The 20,034-nt window shown below is 38.7% G+C and carries 20 protein-coding genes; 11 read left to right on the forward strand and 9 right to left on the reverse strand.

The genetic code is table 11. The annotated features are described in order from the left end of the window. Positions 1 to 9 precede the first annotated feature (9 nt). Together GQR55_RS02565 and queG are read left to right on the forward strand one after the other, a co-directional pair. Positions 10 to 1,230, forward strand: coding sequence for a methyl-accepting chemotaxis protein (locus GQR55_RS02565; protein WP_166419338.1), 1,221 nt, complete (start codon positions 10 to 12; stop codon positions 1,228 to 1,230). Between the two features lie 66 nt (positions 1,231 to 1,296). Continuing rightward, positions 1,297 to 2,430 (forward strand): tRNA epoxyqueuosine(34) reductase QueG, encoded by a 1,134-nt coding sequence (gene queG, locus GQR55_RS02570; protein WP_166419339.1) that lies wholly within the window; start codon positions 1,297 to 1,299, stop codon positions 2,428 to 2,430. Between the two features lie 47 nt (positions 2,431 to 2,477). On the opposite strand, the gene GQR55_RS02575 is transcribed toward queG, so the two are convergent. From GQR55_RS02575 to GQR55_RS02585, 3 genes are all read right to left on the reverse strand, one after another. Next, positions 2,478 to 3,605, reverse strand: a complete 1,128-nt coding sequence (locus GQR55_RS02575) for a response regulator (protein WP_166419340.1) — start codon at positions 3,603 to 3,605, stop codon at positions 2,478 to 2,480. A gap of 132 nt (positions 3,606 to 3,737) precedes the next feature. After that, a complete protein-coding gene (locus GQR55_RS02580) occupies positions 3,738 to 5,732 on the reverse strand; it encodes an ATP-binding protein (protein WP_166419341.1) in 1,995 nt (664 codons plus the stop codon). A gap of 119 nt (positions 5,733 to 5,851) precedes the next feature. Then, a complete protein-coding gene (locus tag GQR55_RS02585) occupies positions 5,852 to 6,340 on the reverse strand; it encodes a GNAT family N-acetyltransferase (RefSeq protein ID WP_166419342.1) in 489 nt (162 codons plus the stop codon). A gap of 81 nt (positions 6,341 to 6,421) precedes the next feature. Here GQR55_RS02585 and GQR55_RS02590 point away from each other — a divergent pair, with 81 nt between their 5' ends. From GQR55_RS02590 to GQR55_RS02615, 6 genes are all read left to right on the forward strand, one after another. Next, the gene (locus GQR55_RS02590; RefSeq protein ID WP_166419343.1) at positions 6,422 to 6,997 is read left to right on the forward strand and encodes a glutathione peroxidase; all 576 of its coding nucleotides are present in this window, start codon (positions 6,422 to 6,424) and stop codon (positions 6,995 to 6,997) included. Positions 6,998 to 7,083: 86 nt separating this feature from the next. Next, positions 7,084 to 7,365: a peptidylprolyl isomerase gene (locus GQR55_RS02595; RefSeq protein ID WP_002958009.1), complete on the forward strand. Its 282-nt coding sequence runs from the start codon at positions 7,084 to 7,086 to the stop codon at positions 7,363 to 7,365. A 64-nt stretch (positions 7,366 to 7,429) separates the two neighbouring features. Continuing rightward, positions 7,430 to 8,008: a glutathione S-transferase family protein gene (locus GQR55_RS02600; protein ID WP_166419344.1), complete on the forward strand. Its 579-nt coding sequence runs from the start codon at positions 7,430 to 7,432 to the stop codon at positions 8,006 to 8,008. Positions 8,009 to 8,025: 17 nt separating this feature from the next. Continuing rightward, positions 8,026 to 8,376 carry a DUF2750 domain-containing protein gene (locus GQR55_RS02605; RefSeq protein ID WP_024599302.1) on the forward strand — a complete coding sequence of 117 codons (351 nt, stop codon included), beginning with the start codon at positions 8,026 to 8,028 and terminating at the stop codon, positions 8,374 to 8,376. A 99-nt stretch (positions 8,377 to 8,475) separates the two neighbouring features. Next, a complete protein-coding gene (locus GQR55_RS02610) occupies positions 8,476 to 9,156 on the forward strand; it encodes a hypothetical protein (RefSeq protein WP_166419345.1) in 681 nt (226 codons plus the stop codon). Positions 9,157 to 9,304: 148 nt separating this feature from the next. Continuing rightward, a complete protein-coding gene (locus GQR55_RS02615) occupies positions 9,305 to 11,878 on the forward strand; it encodes a M1 family metallopeptidase (protein ID WP_166419346.1) in 2,574 nt (857 codons plus the stop codon). Between the two features lie 80 nt (positions 11,879 to 11,958). Here GQR55_RS02615 and GQR55_RS02620 read toward each other — a convergent pair whose 3' ends face one another. Both GQR55_RS02620 and GQR55_RS02625 read right to left on the reverse strand, forming a co-directional pair. Further along, entirely contained in the window at positions 11,959 to 12,324 is a 366-nt protein-coding gene (locus GQR55_RS02620) for a hypothetical protein (protein WP_007579906.1), read from the reverse strand. 76 nt (positions 12,325 to 12,400) lie between these two features. After that, the gene (locus GQR55_RS02625; protein ID WP_166419347.1) at positions 12,401 to 13,276 is read right to left on the reverse strand and encodes a hypothetical protein; all 876 of its coding nucleotides are present in this window, start codon (positions 13,274 to 13,276) and stop codon (positions 12,401 to 12,403) included. 157 nt (positions 13,277 to 13,433) lie between these two features. On the opposite strand from GQR55_RS02625, the gene GQR55_RS02630 reads away from it, so the two are divergent. From GQR55_RS02630 to yjjG, 3 genes are all read left to right on the forward strand, one after another. Then, the gene (locus GQR55_RS02630; protein WP_166419348.1) at positions 13,434 to 14,333 is read left to right on the forward strand and encodes a phosphoribulokinase; all 900 of its coding nucleotides are present in this window, start codon (positions 13,434 to 13,436) and stop codon (positions 14,331 to 14,333) included. Positions 14,334 to 14,411: 78 nt separating this feature from the next. Beyond that, the gene (gene yjjX / locus GQR55_RS02635; RefSeq protein WP_166419349.1) at positions 14,412 to 14,957 is read left to right on the forward strand and encodes an inosine/xanthosine triphosphatase; all 546 of its coding nucleotides are present in this window, start codon (positions 14,412 to 14,414) and stop codon (positions 14,955 to 14,957) included. A gap of 13 nt (positions 14,958 to 14,970) precedes the next feature. After that, positions 14,971 to 15,645 (forward strand): pyrimidine 5'-nucleotidase, encoded by a 675-nt coding sequence (gene yjjG / locus GQR55_RS02640; RefSeq protein WP_166419350.1) that lies wholly within the window; start codon positions 14,971 to 14,973, stop codon positions 15,643 to 15,645. Positions 15,646 to 15,737: 92 nt separating this feature from the next. On the opposite strand, the gene lpxC is transcribed toward yjjG, so the two are convergent. The 4 genes from lpxC to GQR55_RS02660 all read right to left on the reverse strand — a co-directional run bounded on the left by lpxC (position 15,738) and on the right by GQR55_RS02660 (position 20,033). Further along, positions 15,738 to 16,649 carry a UDP-3-O-acyl-N-acetylglucosamine deacetylase gene (gene lpxC, locus GQR55_RS02645; protein ID WP_007582940.1) on the reverse strand — a complete coding sequence of 304 codons (912 nt, stop codon included), beginning with the start codon at positions 16,647 to 16,649 and terminating at the stop codon, positions 15,738 to 15,740. Positions 16,650 to 16,755: 106 nt separating this feature from the next. Next, positions 16,756 to 18,003, reverse strand: a complete 1,248-nt coding sequence (gene ftsZ / locus GQR55_RS02650; RefSeq protein ID WP_007582938.1) for a cell division protein FtsZ — start codon at positions 18,001 to 18,003, stop codon at positions 16,756 to 16,758. A gap of 21 nt (positions 18,004 to 18,024) precedes the next feature. After that, positions 18,025 to 19,257 carry a cell division protein FtsA gene (gene ftsA / locus GQR55_RS02655; RefSeq protein WP_165727677.1) on the reverse strand — a complete coding sequence of 411 codons (1,233 nt, stop codon included), beginning with the start codon at positions 19,255 to 19,257 and terminating at the stop codon, positions 18,025 to 18,027. Further along, positions 19,254 to 20,033: a cell division protein FtsQ/DivIB gene (locus GQR55_RS02660; protein WP_007582934.1), complete on the reverse strand. Its 780-nt coding sequence runs from the start codon at positions 20,031 to 20,033 to the stop codon at positions 19,254 to 19,256. The genes ftsA and GQR55_RS02660 overlap by 4 nt, the downstream gene beginning before the upstream one ends. Between the last annotated feature and the right edge of the window lies 1 nt (position 20,034).

Raw genomic sequence — 20,034 nt, forward strand, 5'->3', positions numbered from 1 at the left:
TTAAGCATAATGAGTGGTTTTATGAAAATTTATAACTATATAGAGCAAACATTCTTTTTTACGTTAACGCGTAAAATAGTTGGCAACTTAAGCTTTGTATTATTGTTGCAAGCAATTACGTTATTTTGGCTGCATCAGAGCTTAAGCGAACAACAGCAAAGTACAGGGCTATTTTGGCTGCTTACGCTTGTTATTATATCTGGTTTTATTTTTACTCTTTTTTATATGCGCTTTTTAATTGTTCGCCCTGTTACTGCTATGCGCGATACTTTGATACAAATAAACCAACAAGATGCAAATTTAGCAGCAAAACTTCCCCACTTTTCGTATGACGAATTTAAAGATTTAAGTACCCAGTACAATATGTTTACTGCTCATTTAAGTGAATTACTCAGCACAACATATAATAGTGCTCAAGCTAGTGCACACAGTAATACGCAAGTCACTCAATCAATGCAAAACACTGAGCAATCTAGCGAGCAACAAATACAGTTAAGCCACAGTATTATTAATGCCAGTATGCAAATAACCCAAAGCCTACAAAACATAGTAAATAATACAGATAGCGTGCATAACGTTAATAATGAACATCTTAACTTTGTAAAACTCTCTGCATCCGAGCTCGCTGCTTTAGTGGAACAAGTTAAGCTAATTACTAATATGCTGGGTAGCTTTTCAAATACAATTGCGGGACTGAAAGAGAACAGTGAAAATATTCGTAGTATTTTAAAAATGGTTGAAGAGTTTTCTGATCAAACTAATTTGTTAGCCCTTAACGCCGCAATAGAAGCAGCTAGAGCGGGTGAAGCTGGCAGAGGGTTTGCCGTAGTTGCAGATGAAGTACGCACGCTTTCAATAAAGGTCAGTGGCGCAACCAGGCAAATAAGCGACTTCATAAATCAAATGAATGATTTGGTGAACGAAACAAATGAAGAGTCAGAGCAATTAATAACTCACTCTAATAATGCACAAAGCTCAATTAGCGCCACCTCAGATGGTTTTACTAAAATGCTGAGTGAATTTGAGCACAACCAACAGCAGTTACAACAAATAGCCAACGCGGTGCATATGCTCGAGGATACTCAAACCCATACTCACCAATCGGTAGAACAAATTGTAGCGCTAGGTGAGCACGCTAAACAGCAAATAGATACAGCCCTTAGTGATTGCCAACAATCCCAGCAGCTAAGTATACAAACTCAACAACAGTTAAAACGCTTTGTGCACTAAGAAGCGTTTTCGGGCTTAGAGAAATATGGTAAATTACGCAGCTATTAATTTAAGTGTGTAAAGCGTGTGAGCAACCCTACCCCAGACTATGAAAAATTAGCCCTGCAAATAAAAACCTGGGGGCAAGAGCTTGGCTTTAGCGAAGTAGGTATTACTGATATTGACCTATCTAAGCACGAAGCCCAATTACAACGCTGGCTTGATGCGGGCTATCACGGCTCGATGGATTATATGGCTGCGCATGGCATGAAACGTGCTCGCCCTGCTGAATTAGTACCTGGTACACAACGTGTTATATCTGTAAAAATGAACTACCTCCCACCTGATGCAGGCTTTGCAAAAACCTTAAAAAATAAAGAAAAAGCATACATAAGTCGTTATGCACTGGGTCGTGATTACCATAAATTAATGCGTAATCGTTTAAAAAAACTTGGCCAAAAAATAGAGCAAGAAATTGGCGAGTATGGCTTTAGGCCCTTTGTAGATTCAGCCCCGGTACTTGAGCGTCAACTCGCAGAAAAAGCCGGTTTAGGGTGGCGTGGTAAGCATTCGTTATTAATTAATCAAGAAGCAGGATCGTGGTTTTTTTTAGGCGAGCTATTTATTGATTTACCCCTGCCAATAGATACAGAAAACACGTTTGAAGGCTGTGGAAAATGTGTTGCTTGTATTACGCTTTGCCCAACAGGAGCAATTGTAGAGCCTTACGTTGTTGATGCACGTAAATGTATATCGTACTTAACAATAGAGCACCAAGGTCCTATTCCAGAGCAGTACCGAACTTTATTAGGCAACCGCATTTATGGCTGCGATGATTGCCAGTTAGTATGCCCTTGGAATCGTTATGGGCAAATAACTGACGAAAATGATTTTCATCCTCGTACTCAATTAAAAGATAAAGACTTACTTGAGCTATTTGCTTGGGATGAGACTACATTTTTAAAAAATACCGAAGGCAGCCCTATTCGCCGCATTGGTCACGAACGTTGGTTACGTAATATAGCGGTCGGTTTAGGTAATGCAGAATTTAGCCCCGCTATTATTCATGCCCTAGAAGATAAATCTCAAGTATGCAGCGAGCTTGTTTTAGAACATATTGAATGGGCCCTTGCTCAACAAAACGATAAGCAACGATTACAAATTCGTAAAACGGCTAGGTTAATCAGAATTGTAGAAAAAGGCTTACCCAGAGACGCATAATGCGATTGGTGTAAGCCTTTGAAGTAACATTATTTAGTTAAATATATTTAACTTTTCAAAAGTAACGATAGATCTTGCTCTATTTCTGTAAAGGCTGCTTTCACTTGTTTAACAGACTCCTCTCTTGCTACTGATTTTTGGATAGTTTCATCTACTTTTTTATAAATAAACACCTCCTGATCTTCATCTAACCCCATTGTTGGGATACGCTCTTCAAGCTCTTCTTGTAACTGTTTAAAAACTTTTTCGTTGTTTTGACGGTTGTCATTCAACAAGCTAATTAAGCCATGAAACTTACTGTGAACCGTACTTGCTACGGCATTAAGTTTTGCTTGTTGCGATTCAAGCATTTTCTTAGTCATGATGGCGCGTAGCTGCTGCTCGGTAACACTGACAATAAAACATACGTGGTCGCGTATACGCCCGTGTTTATCTGGATCGTGATCAGGCATATTTAAAATAAGTAAGCTAATCAATTCATAGTTAACTAAAATTCGGTGCGAAAATTCATGTAAGCGCCCTTTGTTTTTAAGCATTTCGAATAGTTCCACCACAATAGGTGAACACACGCCGTTTAGTGCAAAGTGGCTAATTTCATCGCTTTCTCTAAACTCTACATTACTTTGTAAATCAAAAGACTGCAGACAATCTATAAGCGCTTTACCTAGTTCTTGAGGGTCATTAATAAAACCTATGTTTTCAACGTAGTTAACTATTTGCCCCATTTCGCTGCTGTTAGCCATGGCATTAAATGCAGTTGATGTTGCATCTTCAACTTGCTTTTCAAGGCTTTGTTTTTCAACGAGTACTTGATTTAAATTTTTAAGCTTTGATTTAAGTTCATCATGGCCAAAGGGTTTTACAATGTAGTCTTCTGCGCCAACTGAGTAGCCTTCCATGCGCTCCTCAACAGTGCCACGAGCAGATACAAACATAACAATTATATGTGCCGTATTTGGGTTTGCTTTAAGTGCCTTACATACTTCATAGCCATTCATTTGCGGCATACTTACGTCAAGTAATATAACCTGAGGCATATAACCTTCAACCATGCTTAAACATTCAGGCCCACTCGCTGCTACTTGTAATTCAAAATCAAGCTCCTCTAAAATCTCCTCAATAATTTCAAGGTTAAAGGGTTCGTCATCAACGGCAAGTATTTTAGTTAAGGCCATAATTTATCATCCATTCAATTCTCAAAAAGTTACTTGGCTTGCCAAAAAACAATTAATTACTGTGTTGTATTAATTGATCTTCAGCCAAATGCTCATCTAGATTTATTTCCAATTTGGTATGCCCGTTAGCAATTAATTACTGTGCTGTATTAATTGATCTTCAGCCAAATGCTCGTCTAGGTTTATTTCTAATGGCACTTGTATAGATATAGTCGCGCCACCATTTTCGTTATTGTGCGCAGTGATCTCTCCTTGATGTAAAGATACAAACTCTCTACACAATGCAAGGCCCAATCCTGTACCACCGGCACCGCTATTTGTTTTACTGCTTTGTACAAACTTAGTAAAAATATGCTCCAGCTCATCTTCTGGGATGCCGATCCCATTATCGGTAACCTTTATGGTGGCAAGTTTATTATCTGACTCTAAATTTACCTGTATTTTACTTTTGGGTTCACTAAATTTAAGTGCATTACCCAGTACGTTTCGAAGTAACTGATTTATTTGCTCTTCATCACATTGCGCAATTACAGGTAACGGCTGCGCGGTGAATACAATCTCAATTTCTTTTTCCATTGCCGTACCAGATACATCATCAATACTTGTTTTAATGATGTTAGCTAAATTATACGGACGAGGATTAAATGGAAACTTACCCACATCTAACTTAGATAGATCGAGTAAATTATTCAGTAACGACAGTAAACGCTCACCACTACTTTCTATTCGCGATAGGTATTTTATGAGTTTTTCTTTTGCAAAATCTCCAGCATCTAATTTATTTAGACCAAAGCGAGAAAAGCTTAAAATTGAGTGCATAGGCGTGCGAAGTTCATGCGACATATTTGCTAAAAACTCTGATTTACTTAAGTTTGCAGCCTCAGCCACGTTTTTAGCATGCTCAAGCTGTGAAGTACGTGCTCTAACTTGCTCTTCAAGGACATCTTTTGCTTCAAGTAGTAAATCTTCTTTTTGCTTAAGATGGGTTACATTTTTAAATATGACGGCAAGTGCTATTTCGCCATGGTGATCTATCTCATTAAAAGATCCCACTAGCGGTATATAACCCCCTGCTGTTTTAGATAAACGTAAGTCGCAGCTAAATTGGCGATTGCTGTTTAGTGTCGAAATTTTATCTTTAATGCCTAACGTTGAATCATCATCTAAAAAATTAAATACTGATTTACCTTCAAGTTCGTTAAACGGTAAATTAAATAGTTTTAAACAAGCATCATTAGCTTCTATCACTCTACCGCATTTCTCAAACAACATAATTGCATCGGGCGTATGCTTATAAATAACCTGAAGTAGGCTGTCTTTTTCAATCAGGGCATCAACCGTATCTTGTAGCCTTTCTACAAGCTCTGCGTTATGACGTTTTAATAACTCTGTTTGCCACAGTTTATGTATTGATTGTAATAGTGAGCTATCGTTTAGTGGTTTTATGAGTACGTCTTCTACGCCTTGACGAATTGCGTCAATCATTGAAACTTGATCAGGGCGTGAGGTAAATAATAAGCAGCGGCAATGTGGTTGCATTATTTTTAAGTTTGAAAAAATTTCTAAACCGGTTCCGTCGTCTAAAACAAAATCACTTATCAGTATATCGATTTGCTTTTCTTTCGTAATTTCTAAAGCTTCTGCAGAGGTGGTTGCTGTATGGGTCTCGATATGAGCACCGATCAAGCTGTTTTTCATTTTTTCGAGGCGCTCAGGAACATGATCGACGAGTAAAATAGTGGGTAATTGCAAAATATGATTAGAGCCTAATTCTAGTAGGCTCTCTAAAAGAGAAGTAATTTCTTTATTAGAAAAAAACGGGTAGATCACGGTTGCGTCAGGCGCAATATGATTTAATTCACTAAACGCAGTTAGTTGCTCACCGCTTTGTGCTTTTGGAGCAAGCAGCATAAAACGCTCTTGCGCTATTTCACTAACAAGTGGTTTTATTGGTTCAACAGGCACACCATGGGAAACAACAACTAAGTCGTAGTCGCCTATATTGGTATACATGTCTAGCATGCTGAAATGAATTAATTCGACTTCACATCCTATTAATTCTAAAAGCACTTTCACACGCATTGCGATGACACTGCTACTATCAACAATTAATATTTTTCGAATCATCAAGCTACACTTCAAATTAATAAACTTAATATGTTAATAGCGTAGACTATTTTTATTTAATTGGCATAAACCCTTCGTCTTATTTTGTAAAAAAATATTACAACATTATGAAAAATAATTTATTCCAGATGTTTTCCAAAAATAGTAAGGCTGTACGCCTTATCATCCATTATGGCAACGCTTGGCAACTCACCCCATATTGCAAAATCAAAATGCTTAAACAATTTAACACTCGGTAAGTTATGACTAAAAATGAAGCCGAGTAATACTTTAATATTTAATTGCTTAGCTTGTGTTTGAGCAAATATCATTAGCTTTTTACCAAGCCCTTTACCTTGCGCTTTACTGGTAATGTAAATGCTCATTTCTACTGTGCCGTCGTAAGCTGGGCGCCCATAAAACGACTTATAACTTACCCAAGCAAGTACTTGGTTATTTTCGCAGTAAACGTAAATAGGCCTTTTATCGTTGTGGCTATTAAACCAGTCACGCTTTTCGTCAACGGTTACCTCTTCGGTATCTGCAGTGACCATTCGCCCTGCAATGGTTTCGTTATAAATGGCTACAATTTCATTAAGGTCATCGATAGTTGCTAAACGCGTTGTCATAGGTCATTAGAAGGTTGATCAATTTGTTCCATATTAGCGTATGATTATCCAATCAAACAATCGTAAAGTTTAGGTAATGTAATGCTAAAAAAAATTATAATAGGATTAACGGCTTTATTTATTAATGCTCCCCTTCAAGCTGAAACATCATCAACTATTAACCAAACCTCTGCCCAAGACTGTCAAGATTTTACTAATGTAGATATACGAAAGCTTCGCTCAAAAGAATCTATTAACTTGTGCAAATTCAAAAATAAGCCTTTATTAATAGTAAACACGGCGAGTAATTGTGGCTTTACGCCTCAATTTAAAGGCCTTGAAGCATTATATCAACAATACAAAAACCAAGGTTTAGTAGTATTGGGGTTCCCTTCTGATGATTTTTTTCAAGAAGAAGATAGTGAAAAAGAAACTGCAAAAATATGCTTTGTTAATTATGGTGTAACTTTTCCCATGTTTGCCACAAGCGAAGTTCGTGGAAATGAAGCAAACCCAATTTTTAAATATTTGAACGAGCAAACTAGTTCTCCAAATTGGAACTTTTATAAATACTTAGTGTCTGCTGATCGTAAAACAGTTTTACGGTTTAACAGCAAAGTGGCACCTAATTCAGAGCAAATGATTGCAGCAATTGAAACTGCGCTTTCTGAAAAATAAGTTTATACTGGTACAATTAGTTGAAACTAACTAGAATGACATTTCAATTCGGTTAAAAAAACACCACACTATATTTGGGAGATTTTATGACAGTAGCAAGCGCACGACATATACTTGTAGACAGTGAAGCACAATGCTTAGACTTAAAAACAAAAATTGAGCAAGGCGAAGACTTTGCTGAATTAGCAAAAGCACATTCTAATTGTCCTTCAGGTCAGGATGGCGGTGCTCTTGGTGAGTTTGGCCCTGGTATGATGGTTCCAGAGTTTGATAAAGTTGTGTTTTCTGCGCCAATTAACCAAGTTCAAGGCCCTGTACAAACTCAATTTGGTTATCATTTACTTGAAGTTACTAGCCGTTCAGAATAAATTTAACTGTACTGTAAGTAACATTTTATAAAAGCCGCTTATGCGGCTTTTTTATGGAGTAATTATGCAATTAATTGGTTCTGTACCTTCACCTTACGTACGTCGAATTAGAATTTGGGCGCAAGAAAACGACTGCAAGCTAGAACTTGTAAATTTAGACATATTTTCAGATCAAGACCGCCCCACTATGGCCAGTAAAAACCCAGCCCGAAAAATCCCGATTTTGGTAGATGGCGACTTAACACTTAGTGACTCTAATTCCATATTACGCTATTTACTTGAAAAAACAGGTCAGCCAAAACTGACTTGGCCTCAAGAGCACTTACTTACGACTATAAATGCCTGTAACGATTCGCTAGTAGAGATGGTGTTATGTAAACGCTCTGGGTTTGACACCAAAAGCGACAAATTATTTTTTAACCTGCAAAACGAACGTATTGAACAAACATTAAGCTTTTTAAATACCCATTTAAGCGATGAAGAATTTAAAAGCTGTGAATACCTCAACATCAGTTTATACTGCCTGCTTGATTGGATTTGCTTTCGTGAATTAGCTGACTTTAGTCAGTATTCAGAGCTTGTTGCTTTTCATAAGCAATATGGTGAGCGTCAAGCAGCAATAGACACTAATCCTCGTCACTAATTTAAAAGGGTAAACACATGAGCGATATCGAAATTGAATCACAACTAGTTAGCTTCGTAGAAAAAGTACGTGTTAGCGAAGTAATTTGGGCACTTGGTGCAGAAGATAATGGCTTTGTAGTGTGCGATTCTAACCAATTTGACGAAACTGACGTGTTACTGCTGTGGGAAAGTGAAGCAGCAGCTAAAGCACAGTGTAAAGAAGAGTGGAAAGATTACAGCCCAGTAGAAATAAACCTAGATGAATTTTTAGATGCATGGGTTGAAGATTTAAACGAAGATAACGCACTTGTTGGCATCAATTGGAATGACGACCAAGTATGTGCAGAGATTGAACCTACAGGTTTAGCTCGCGCATTAAGTGAATAATACTTTATACGCTTTACTCTAAAAGCGGATAAAACCCGACTAGCATCTACTGCTAGTTGGGTATAAAATAAAACACATCATTATTTTCAAGGTATTACGTTGAAAACCCATCTTGGTCGCCGGCCCTTTTCAGCCATGGAACTGCATACTCTTTATAATGGATATATATACGGTGATTTTAAAGTTGCACGAGAGCAACCAAAACACTGGCATTTTTGGCTTCCGTTAATTGCTTATTACAGTGGTGCTTATAGCGATGAGGTTGGTTACTTAACGCTTGATGATCTGTCTTTTGAAAAAAATGTATTATGTTTTAATTTTCATACCCACGGTAAAATAAAACCTCGTTTAGTCCCTGTACATCAGGCACTTATAAATGCTGGATTTAATGAATATATAGCGTTTATAAAATCAAAAAATCAATACAGATTAATGTTCGACTTACCTGCTAAAACTGGCAGATACAGTGAAAAAGTCCGTATTTGGTTTTCAGGGGAAGGTGAGCGAGCCGGTTATCTGCAAAAATGTGATATACCAAACGTTGATCAACTTGGTATGAAAACAGCAATAAGCAGTCTTCGTCTTAACTTTGAGCAACAAGTTCGTATATACGCCATACAAGCCAACTCTAAAGACGCATTTAATTACTTGATGGGTTTTAACGAGTATCCACACGATGTATTTAACGATACCCACTTATTAAATACCGTTGTCCAACAAATACGTATTATTAACTCACACTTGCATTGGCAACGCTTTATAGCACGCGAAAGCCACTGACAAACTTTGTTACTATTTCCCCTTAAAGTCACCGTTATAATCAATTACTCTATTTAAAAAAACTGTTAGGATATCTAACCCCCTAATTATATGAGCATAAAAAAGCCTATTTAGGGTCGTTTCTAACAACAACAATCTAGGGATCACTATGTTTCTTAAAAGCCTCTTAACAGTGAGCGTTGCTTTGGCAATGGGTGCTGCAAACGCTAACGAATTCGTTATTGAAAAACTCGCAAAACCAAGTTCACAAAAGGTGTCGTTAACACTCGACCCTAGCCAAGATACATTTACAGGGATGACAGAGATTTCCCTAGAAGTACTAAAACCAACAAAATACATTGAGTTAAATGGCGTAGCTTACGCTGTTAAAATGGCGCAACTGCTTGGTGAAGAAAACTGTGATTTAAACAACGAAATGCTTAAAACGGGCAAAGTTAAATTTAGTTGTGATGAGCAAATTCAACCGGGTAAATACACACTTAAAGTTGATTTTTCAGCGCCGTATAACCGTCAAAGCGTTGGTTTATACAAAACATTAGACCAAGGCACTCCTTACTTATTTACTCAATTTGAAATGAGTGATGCACGCCGTGCATTTCCTGTTTTTGACGAGCCAAGTTACAAAATTCCATTTCAGTTAACGATTACTGCGCCTACATCACAAAAAGTATATTCAAATACGCCAGAGTTAAAAACAACAGTTAATGGCGATATGACCACACACTTTTTTGATAAAACACCGCCAATCCCTTCATACCTAGTAGCGATGGCTGTTGGCCCGTTTGAAGAATTAGAAATTAAAGGCATGCCAATTCCTGGTCGTGTAATTACCCCTCAAGGTAAAATTCACTTAGCCCAATACGCAAAAGAAAACATTCCAAAAGTACTGGGCGCACTTGAAGCGTATTTTGGTATTCCTTACGTTTACAAAAAATTAGACTCAGTAGCAGTGCCAGAGTTTCCATTCGGCGCAATGGAAAATTCAGGCTTAGTAACCTACAGAGAAGATATTTTATTAGTTGATTTAGCTGCCGCTACACGCAGTAAAAAACAGCGTAATGTATCTATTATTGCCCACGAACTGGCTCACCAATGGTACGGTAACTTAGTAACCATGAAATGGTGGAACGACTTATGGTTAAACGAAGCGTTTGCTAGCTGGATGGCTGCAAAAATCACTAAGCAGCTTAACCCTGAGTTTGAATCGCACTTAGACTTACCACAAAACAACGTAATGGCACTTGATGCACGTTTAAGCACCAAGCCTATTCGTAAGCCAATTAAAACCGAAGCCGACATTATGGACGGTTTAGGTCTTGCTTACAGTAAAGGTAGCTCAGTACTAGCTATGGTCGAAAATTGGATTGGCGAAGACGCTTTCCAAAAAGGTATTCAAAGCTACTTAAAAGAGTTTTCGTATAAAAATGCTGAAGCGGCAGATTTATGGGAAGCACTTGGCAAAGCATCAAACAAAGATGTTGCGAGTGTTTTAAAATCGTTTATTGAACAGTCTTCTTTCCCGCTAGTTAAAGTAGCCCAACAAGGTAGTAAAGTAACAATTTCACAAAGCCGTTTTGTAAATGCAGGCGTTGATGCGCCAGAGCAGTTATGGAATGTACCGGTTGCAATTAAATATGGTGCTGGCGATAAAGTAAAAACAGCAAACGTATTGCTTAATAAACAAAGCCAAACGCTAGACTTAGACTTTGAACCAGAATGGATTTATCCTGACCAAGGTGCACTAGGCTACTATCGCTGGGTAATGGATGATGCACAATTTAGCGCGCTTGTTAAAAAGGCGCCTAGCGTACTGAGTGACCGTGAACGCTTAGCGTTATTATCGGCTACTGATGCACTACTTGATGCAGGTGTTATATCTGCGGCTAAATTAATGCAAACACTTGAAGTGTTCGTAAGCGATAGCCACCCTCGCGTAGCAAATACCGCACTTGGTTACTTAGTATCGCAACAACGTACTTTTAAAGACGATAGCAATAAAGATTTATGGCCTGAATTTATTCGTAATGCGGTAACGCCTGCGGCTAAAAAATATGGACTAGAAGCTAAAGCGGGAGAAGACGGAGCTATTGCACAACTTCGTGCGGCCGTTGTGTCACGCTTAGGTTTTGATGGTGAAGATCAAAACGTAATCAAAAAAGCGAAAGAACAAACACAAGCTTATTTAAATGATCCACAAAAAGTAGACCCTTACTTAGCAGGAACATACTTAACACTTGCCGCTTATCATGGTGATAAAGCACTGCTTGATCAATTCATGACTACGTTTAAAACGACTAAAGATCCACAAGTACGCACTAACATGCTTGCTGCAATGGGCTTTTTTGGTAAGCCTGAGTTACAAAAAGCCGTACTCGCTTATAGCTTAACGGATGAAGTAACGGCCTCTGATATGCGCACTATTTTATCTGGTCAAAGTTACACCGACGAGCGCCAAGCGTTATTTATTGATTGGGTTTACAGTAACTACGATAAAGTAACCGCAAGCTTACCGCCGTTCTTTATTCCTAACTTACCGTACTTTACAACTGCAAGCTGTAATGCAGAAAGCCTAGCTAAAACAAAAGACTTTTTTAACGAAAAAGTAGCTGATGTAGCCGGTTATGCTCGTACATTAAGTAAGCTTGAAGAAAGTACTAATGATTGTATCGCGCTTAAAACACGTGAACTAGAATCGGTTAATAGCTTCTTAAAAAGTAAGTAACCCTTAGGTTTATTAAGCTATAAAAATACAAAAGCCGCTGAATATAAATTCAGCGGCTTTTTACGTTTTGCTTTACTTTATTAGTTACCAATAATCATTGTAAGTTTGGCTATAAAGTCTTTTGCAGCTTGCTCAGAATTTATTTTAAATGCCACACCATAGTGAATAGGTTGGGCGCTTTTAAAAATGCGCGTAGGAAAGCGTGTCATCTCGCTGCTATGAAAGTACCCTTGAGCACGAGTTACGCCATCAATATCACTAAAATCATCACTAAACACTTCAAATGCCGGGCGAATAACTATTTTACCCTTGCCGCTTTCGCTATGGGTATAAAATGCTTCTTTAGAGTTTACTAACATGTACTCTGCAATGTTTTTAATTTTAAAATTACTTCTACATTGTAATTTAATAAGCTGCTCTGTCAGCTCGTCTGCACTATAAGCCACGTGTAATCCCTATTAGTTAAATTTACGCATTAGATTAACGTATACACACAATAAAATCTGAATTTATTTGTCTGCTTTAGTTCTTTATATCACATACAAAAGCGAGCTTTTCATTGTTGTAGCTCATTCTTGTTATATTTGTTTCGCAGTAGGTGCTTAAATCAAGCCATTGCGATACTTCATCACTTCTATCAAGTTTACGCTGATAAACGCGGTTTTTAATAGCATAAGCGATAGTTGCATCATCTTTCAAAATAAAATCTTGAACTTGAACCGGTAATCTTAGTAAGTCTTCAACTTGTTTATTTTGTGGATTAAAACTCGCTAAAATGTGTTGATCGTTTTTAGTGTAACTAAATAAAAATGTTGCTGTTGAGCTATTATAAATAAGCGTACGGCCAATATTACTTGCGACCACTTGCCCTTTAGCAGCTTCTACAGAAGTATATTGTAGGGTATGTGGCTGGCCTAAAATAAACATTACTAAATCATTTTGAACACCCCATGCATGGTACCCAACAGGTTCAATCCAATCAAAAATACGGCTTGGCGCATCTTCACTGTTAAGTGGGTATTGCCACAATTTTTGCTTGCCGTCCGCTTCAACCACAATAGCTGATAGTGCATCACCACTTGGCATAACCGTTGGTGAATATTCGCTTACAGGAGAATTACTTATATTGGTAACTTGCTTTGATGTTAAGTCATAATAAGCAATATCGGTTTGGCTTTGCCCATCAGTAATCATTTCATGAGTAAAGTATAAACCTGTACTTGTTAAGTGCGGTTGGTTGTTATAACTGTTTTTATCACTCACTATACTAACTTGTACCCCATAAGGCGTATTTAAATCAGCAAGTAATACTTGGCTTTTTGGCATGCTAGCCTGCGCCATAATTGGGCTAAGCGCTGCTATAGAAAATAATCCAAGTAATGGTTTAAAAAGTTTCATGCTTTCTCTCGTTTTAATTTTAAGCACCTCATGATAACGTTATTTGCTGATGGCGTCACTTGAGCTAAATCAGTCAACTCTTAAGATACCCAAACGACTTAAAATAATGTTAAGTTTAGTCTGGTTATAAAATCGGGTCCTAAAAAAGAGAATTAACATGTCAGCTAAAAATCCTATTATTGCAATTACGGGTTCGTCTGGTGCAGGTACAACAACGACAACGAATGCAATTAAACATATTTTCCGTAGCCTTAATATTCAAGCGGCTTTCGTCGAAGGAGATAGCTTTCATCGTTACACTCGCCCCGAAATGGATAAAAAAGTACGAGAAGCACAACAAGAAAGTAAACACATTAGTTACTTTGGCCGAGAAGCCAATGACTTTGGTGCATTAAAAGCATTGTTTGAAAACTATAGTGAAACAGGCCAAGGTAAGTTACGCCGATACTTACACACCTTTGATGAAGCCGTACCTTACAATCAATTACCTGGCACCTTTACCCCTTGGCAAGATCTTGATCACAATACCGATATTTTGTTTTATGAAGGGCTGCATGGTGGCGTAGTTGATCAAGATGTGGACGTGGCAAAGCATGTTGATTTATTAATAGGAATGGTGCCTATTATTAATCTGGAGTGGATACAAAAACTAATACGTGACACCTCAGAGCGCGGACATTCTCGCGAAGCCGTTATGGGCTCTATTGTTCGCAGTATGGATGATTATATAAATCATATTACCCCGCAGTTTTCTCGCACCCATATTAATTTTCAACGCGTGCCGACTGTTGATACATCAAATCCGTTTAGCGCAAAAGACATTCCATCGCTTGATGAAAGCTTTGTTGTTATCCGCTTTAGGGGAATTGAAGATGTTGATTTTCCTTATTATTTGCGCATGATTGAAGGCAGTTTCATGTCACGTATTAATACGCTTGTTGTACCCGGCGGTAAAATGGGTTTAGCTATGGAGCTTGTACTCACTCCACTAATTAAAGATATTATTTTAAAAAAGCGTGCACTTGAAAACTTAGCCCCGCTTGATTTGCCTATTTAATATTAAGTTAGTCGTATTGCTCTTTTTTGTTAAAGCTAACTCACGTACACTGCTGATTTTGCTCAAGGTGAGATCAGCATGCCACAACAATTAAAAATTATTGTCGGTTCTAAAAATCCTGTAAAAATAAATGCAGCTAAGCATATTTTTACCATGTATTTTCCAGATCATATTATTGATTGTGAGGGTGTTAACGCCCCTTCTAATGTTCCTGATCAACCTATTGGTGAAGACGAAACCCGAACTGGCGCTCAAAATCGAGTGAATTACTGTAAAACTCACCATCAGGCTGACTATTATGTAGCCATGGAGGGCGGTGCAGAGCAATTTAGCTATGGGCCTGCAACATTTGCTTATGTTGTTATTGATAACGCCTTAAATCAAGTTGTAGGACGCAGCAGCAATCTTCCCCTCCCCCAAGTTCTCTATAACGCATTACTCAAAGGAGAAGAGCTTGGTGATGTAATGGATAAAGCATTTAATACCATCAACGTTAAGCAAAAAGGGGGCGCTATTGGTCTACTTACAAACAATCATGCCACGCGCGAAAGCACTTACACACAAGCACTTACTTTAGCAATGTCACCTTTTCTACACGCAGAGCTTTACAGCCAAACAAATTAATTTAGGAAGTTTAATGAAATACAATTATGTATTGTTTGATGCAGACGAGACCTTATTTAGGTTTGATATTTTAGCGGGCATGACTCGCATGTTTAAAGCTTATGGTGTCAATTTTAGCCAAGACGATTATATTCATTATCAAAAAACCAATAAGCAGCTGTGGGTGGATTATCAAAACGGTTCTATAACTGCTGATTATTTACAAGTAACACGCTTTAATGAGTGGGCTTCAAAACTTAATGTGCCAGCAAAAGAGCTAAACGATGCTTTTTTAGATTCTATGGCGCAAATTTGCGAGCCATTACCTGGTGCTATTGAGCTTTTAAATAAACTTAAGCCAAATGCTAGATTAGGTATTATTACTAACGGATTTGCCCGCTTACAAACCGTACGCCTTGAGCATACTGGCTTAAAAGATATGTTTGAATGGTTAGTTATATCTGAACTTGTAGGTATAGCAAAACCGAATAAAGCGATTTTCGAGCACACATTTGAGCTAATGGGTAACCCAGATAAAAGCGAGATACTTATGGTGGGTGATACTGCTGCAAGTGACATACTTGGCGGCAACAATGCAGGTATTGATACTTGCTGGTTACAGCACCCTGGTGAGCAATTAGCCGACGGAATAAAGCCAACCTATACCGTAGCTAGTTTAAATCAGTTACAAGCTCTTTTGGAGCTATAATAAAGTATAGAGCTATTAAATTTCACACAAAAAAATGACGCTAATTAGCGTCATTTTTTATAACTGTTTTTCGAGCTGCTCTTTTACTGCTTTTAGGCTGGAGCTAACTCAAGACCGGGTGCAGGCATCGTCACAGGCGTTTCAAATGTTGCCCACTCCCATGCTGACTCTGTAGCCATAATTTTACGAAGTAATTTATTATTTAAATCATGACCCGATTTAAATGCAGTTACTTTACCTAAAAGGTTATGGCCTGTCATAAACATGTCACCAACACAGTCTAATATCTTGTGCTTAACAAACTCGTCGCTATAACGTAAACCGTTAGGATTTAACACTTTGAACTCATCAAGTACCACAGCACTATCCATGCTACCACCTAGCGCTAAGTTGTTTGCATGCATGTATTCAATATCTTTCATAAATCCAAAAGTACGCGCACGGCTAATTTCTTCAATAAAGCTTTGCGTTGTTATATCCAACCCAATACGTTGGCGACTTTCATTGATAGCTGGGTGGTTAAATGCAATCTCAAAGTCGATATGAAAACCATCATATGGTTCAACTTCAGCCCACTTATCACCTTCTTCAATGCGTACTTTTTCTTTAATACGGATAAAGCGTTTAGCAACGTTTTGCTCTTCAATTCCGCCTTTTTGTAACAAATATATGAATGGTAATGCACTACCATCCATAATCGGCACTTCTGAGCTATCTAATTCTACAATTAGATTATCAATGCCCATTGCAGCAACAGCTGCAATAAGATGCTCAGTAGTCGATAAGCGAACACCATCTTTGTTAATTAAACAGGTACACAACTGCGTATCACCAACGGCTTCAGGTGTTGTTTCAAAATCAACAACCGGATCAAGGTCGACACGACGAAATACAATCCCAGTATTTGCGCTCGCAGGTCGGAGAGTTATTGTGACCTTCTCACCTTTATGAAGTCCAATTCCTATGGCTTTGACTACTTCTGCAATCGTACGCTGTTTAATCATAGGTATGCTCACTTTTAAATCAGTTACAGTTATATGGCGGAGTTTAACATAAATCCTTTTGCCTTTCAATATTCGTACATATTTCAAACAAAAGTATTATTAAATGTTAATCAGCCTGCTTACGTAAAAAAGCGGGGATATCAAAATAATCACCACCTTCTGATTTATCCGCTTTTTTACTATTTTGTGCTGAAGAGCTTGATGCACTGCTTGAACTAGTTGTAGGCGCTTTTTCTTTGCTTTGCGTTTGCGCTTTAGCAGTGTTTTCTTCAGTGTTTGTATCTTGGCTTGCAAAGCTTGGTACGTACATACTGCTCGTTTGGTTTGATGTGCTTGCAACATCAGAACCTGATGCTTTTTTAAAGCCGTTATCAACAATACCAAACTGTGGACGACGATCGCCGCCTAACCCAGTTGCAACAACCGTTACACGTAGCTCATCAGTCATTTCTGGGTCGATTACCGCACCAACAACAACCGTTGCGTTTTCTGACGCAAGTGCTTTAACGTGATTACCAACAATTTCAAATTCTTCAATCGCAATGTCCATACCTGCGGTGATATTAACTAAGATACCTTTAGCACCTGTTAAATCAACGTCTTCTAGTAGTGGGCTTGAGATAGCCGCTTCTGCTGCTTCTTGTGCACGATCAGGGCCTGACGCAGACGCAGTTCCCATCATTGCAGTACCCATTGCAGACATTACAGTTCTAACATCGGCGAAATCCACGTTAATTAAACCAGAACGTGTAATTAGCTCTGCTATACCTTGTACCGCACCAAATAATACGTCATTAGCTTTAGCGAAGGCATCTAGAAGTGTAGTCCCTTTTCCTAAAACTTTAAGCAATTTATTGTTCGGAATTGTAATAAGTGAATCTACAATTTCTGACAATTCGTTAATGCCTTGTTCAGCGGCTGCTGCACGTTTTTTACCTTCAAAATCAAAAGGACGTGTTACAACTGCAACGGTTAAAATACCGAGTTCTTTAGCAATTTTAGCAACTACCGGTGCTGCACCAGTACCTGTACCGCCGCCCATACCGGCTGCAATAAATACCATATCGGCGCCTTCAAGGCTGGCACGAATTGTATCTGCATCTTCTTCAGCCGACTTACGGCCTACTTCAGGGTTTGCGCCCGCACCCAACCCAGAGGTTATTTGCGTGCCTAGCTGAACTGTAATATCGGCAGCAGAGTTACGTAATGCTTGCGCATCCGTATTAGCGGCTATAAAACGCACGCCTTCTATTTGTTGTTTAACCATGTGCTCAACAGCGTTACCGCCACCACCGCCCACGCCGATTACTTTTATTACAGCTTCTTCGCTGTGTTGTTCCATTATATCAAACATGTTTACTCTCCGACTTGAGTCTTAAAACTCGCCTTGGAACCATTTAGTAATGCGGTTCCACCAATTATTGTTATCCTCTGCTTTCGACTTTTGTGCATTCATCGATTGCATGGTACGCCCGTATTGTAACAAACCAACAGCGGTTGCGTACGAAGGATCATCTACGTAGTCTGTCAAACCAACCATCCCGATTGGTTTGCCTATCCTTACTGGCATTTGGAAGATGTCTTCTGCCACTTCCATCGCGCCAGTCATTTTAGCAGTTCCGCCTGTTATAACGAGACCTGCCGCAATTTGGTCTTCTAAGCCTGAACGACGAATTTCTTCCATCGCAAGCTCAAATAATTCTCTAAAACGAGGCTCTACCACCTCAGATAATGTATGGCGCGACATCAGTCTTGCTGGTCGTCCGCCTACACTAGGTACTTCAATCGTGTCTTCACTACTAGCCATTTGACTACTAGCACATGCGTATTGTACTTTGAGTGACTCTGCATGTGATATAGGTGTACGAAATATTTTTGCAATATCACCAGTAACTTGGTTACCAGCCACAGGTATAACGGCAGAGTGACGAAGCGCACCATTAATATAAATGGTGATATCCATAGTACCGCCGCCAATATCAAGTACTGCAACACCAAGCTCTTTTTCGTCATCTGTTAGTACAGAATAACATGACGCTAATGCAGTAAAGATAAGTTGATCGACTTCAAGACCACAGCGCTCTACGCATTTCTCGATATTTTTTGCCATATCGTTTGAGCACGTAATAATGTGTGCACGCGCTTCCATACGAACACCACTCATGCCCAATGGGTTTTTAATGCCCTCTTGCATGTCGATACTGTATTCTTGCGGCAATGCATGCAGCATTTTACGCTCTGCCGAAATAGGCACAGAACGCGCAATATGAATTACATTTTCAATGTCTTCTTCAGTGACTTCAGTGTTATTAATTGCCACCACGCCACTTTCGTTTTGACATTGTATATGCTTGCCAGAAATACCCAAATACACAGAGCTAATACGACAATCAGCCATTAACTCGGCTTCGTCTATTGCTCGGCGAATAGACTCAGACACTAAGTTTAAATCGTTAACGCCGCCTTTATCCATACCATGAGATACTTGGCTGCCCACACCAACAATGCTGAGCTTGTTATCTGCGGTGATTTCACCTACCGTGGCAACCACTTTCGAGGTGCCAACGTCTAACCCTATTACTAGGTTTCTTTCTGCTGACTTAGTCATGCCTTACTCTTATTTTGTAATTGTTCTTCTTGCACTGGCTTAAAGCTGACTGCAAGGCCGGTATCATACCGTAAATCTATTGTATCTACTTGTGCATCTGCACGTTGTTCCATTCGTGGATAAACGTCTATAAAACGTTGTACACGCTTGGCTTTATCTTTACGTCCTAAATTTAAACGTATTCCGTTATCTAACCATAGTTGCCACGAAAAGCGCTCCGACAATGCCAAACTTGTTAACGTTAAGCCGTTAACTTTTAGCATTTCATCAAATTGCTTAAAAGCAATCCACGCTTCTTCTTCGCTGCCTTCTGGGCCGTATAACTGCGGTAAGTCATCATCTAACTTATCGCTGCTGGCTTGAAATGCTTGACCACTTTGGTTGAGCAATAAGTCGCTATTCCAATGTGCTACTACTTCATGTTCAACAACATATACTTGTATAGTATCAGGCCATTGTTTACGCACCGAAGCGGTAGCAACCCAGGGTAAGTCTTGAACTAGCTGCTGCACATGCTTAACATCAAGTTCAAAAAAACTACTTAAATCGGCTTTTTTAATCGCTTTTATAATTGCCGTTTCATCTGTGTATTTAGGCTGCCCTTGCACTGTAAGGTGCTTAATTTGAGCATCTTTGTTTTCAACTAACCAATCCGATACACCTGTCGTAATTTGCACTAAGCCAATTACAACTATCAGAAAAAAGCTCACACCAAAAATCAGAGACCAATTAAGTTTCAGTTTGATTTCCTGAGCTTTTTCTAAAAGGGGATGCATA

It is taken from the genome of Pseudoalteromonas sp. Z1A8 (genome assembly GCF_011378855.1).
Taxonomy (GTDB): domain Bacteria; phylum Pseudomonadota; class Gammaproteobacteria; order Enterobacterales; family Alteromonadaceae; genus Pseudoalteromonas.

Excerpts from the sequence above, each read along its gene's own strand:
- GQR55_RS02565 (WP_166419338.1), top strand. The coding sequence starts at position 10 with ATGAGTGGTTTTATGAAAATTTATAACTATATAGAGCAAACATTCTTT.
- GQR55_RS02575 (WP_166419340.1), bottom strand. The coding sequence starts at position 3,605 with ATGGCCTTAACTAAAATACTTGCCGTTGATGACGAACCCTTTAACCTT.
- GQR55_RS02580 (WP_166419341.1), bottom strand. The coding sequence starts at position 5,732 with ATGATTCGAAAAATATTAATTGTTGATAGTAGCAGTGTCATCGCAATG.
- GQR55_RS02585 (WP_166419342.1), bottom strand. The coding sequence starts at position 6,340 with ATGACAACGCGTTTAGCAACTATCGATGACCTTAATGAAATTGTAGCC.
- GQR55_RS02590 (WP_166419343.1), top strand. The coding sequence starts at position 6,422 with ATGCTAAAAAAAATTATAATAGGATTAACGGCTTTATTTATTAATGCT.
- GQR55_RS02595 (WP_002958009.1), top strand. The coding sequence starts at position 7,084 with ATGACAGTAGCAAGCGCACGACATATACTTGTAGACAGTGAAGCACAA.
- GQR55_RS02600 (WP_166419344.1), top strand. The coding sequence starts at position 7,430 with ATGCAATTAATTGGTTCTGTACCTTCACCTTACGTACGTCGAATTAGA.
- GQR55_RS02605 (WP_024599302.1), top strand. The coding sequence starts at position 8,026 with ATGAGCGATATCGAAATTGAATCACAACTAGTTAGCTTCGTAGAAAAA.
- GQR55_RS02615 (WP_166419346.1), top strand. The coding sequence starts at position 9,305 with ATGTTTCTTAAAAGCCTCTTAACAGTGAGCGTTGCTTTGGCAATGGGT.
- GQR55_RS02625 (WP_166419347.1), bottom strand. The coding sequence starts at position 13,276 with ATGAAACTTTTTAAACCATTACTTGGATTATTTTCTATAGCAGCGCTT.
- GQR55_RS02630 (WP_166419348.1), top strand. The coding sequence starts at position 13,434 with ATGTCAGCTAAAAATCCTATTATTGCAATTACGGGTTCGTCTGGTGCA.
- yjjX (WP_166419349.1), top strand. The coding sequence starts at position 14,412 with ATGCCACAACAATTAAAAATTATTGTCGGTTCTAAAAATCCTGTAAAA.
- yjjG (WP_166419350.1), top strand. The coding sequence starts at position 14,971 with ATGAAATACAATTATGTATTGTTTGATGCAGACGAGACCTTATTTAGG.
- lpxC (WP_007582940.1), bottom strand. The coding sequence starts at position 16,649 with ATGATTAAACAGCGTACGATTGCAGAAGTAGTCAAAGCCATAGGAATT.
- ftsZ (WP_007582938.1), bottom strand. The coding sequence starts at position 18,003 with ATGTTTGATATAATGGAACAACACAGCGAAGAAGCTGTAATAAAAGTA.
- ftsA (WP_165727677.1), bottom strand. The coding sequence starts at position 19,257 with ATGACTAAGTCAGCAGAAAGAAACCTAGTAATAGGGTTAGACGTTGGC.
- GQR55_RS02660 (WP_007582934.1), bottom strand. The coding sequence starts at position 20,033 with ATGCATCCCCTTTTAGAAAAAGCTCAGGAAATCAAACTGAAACTTAAT.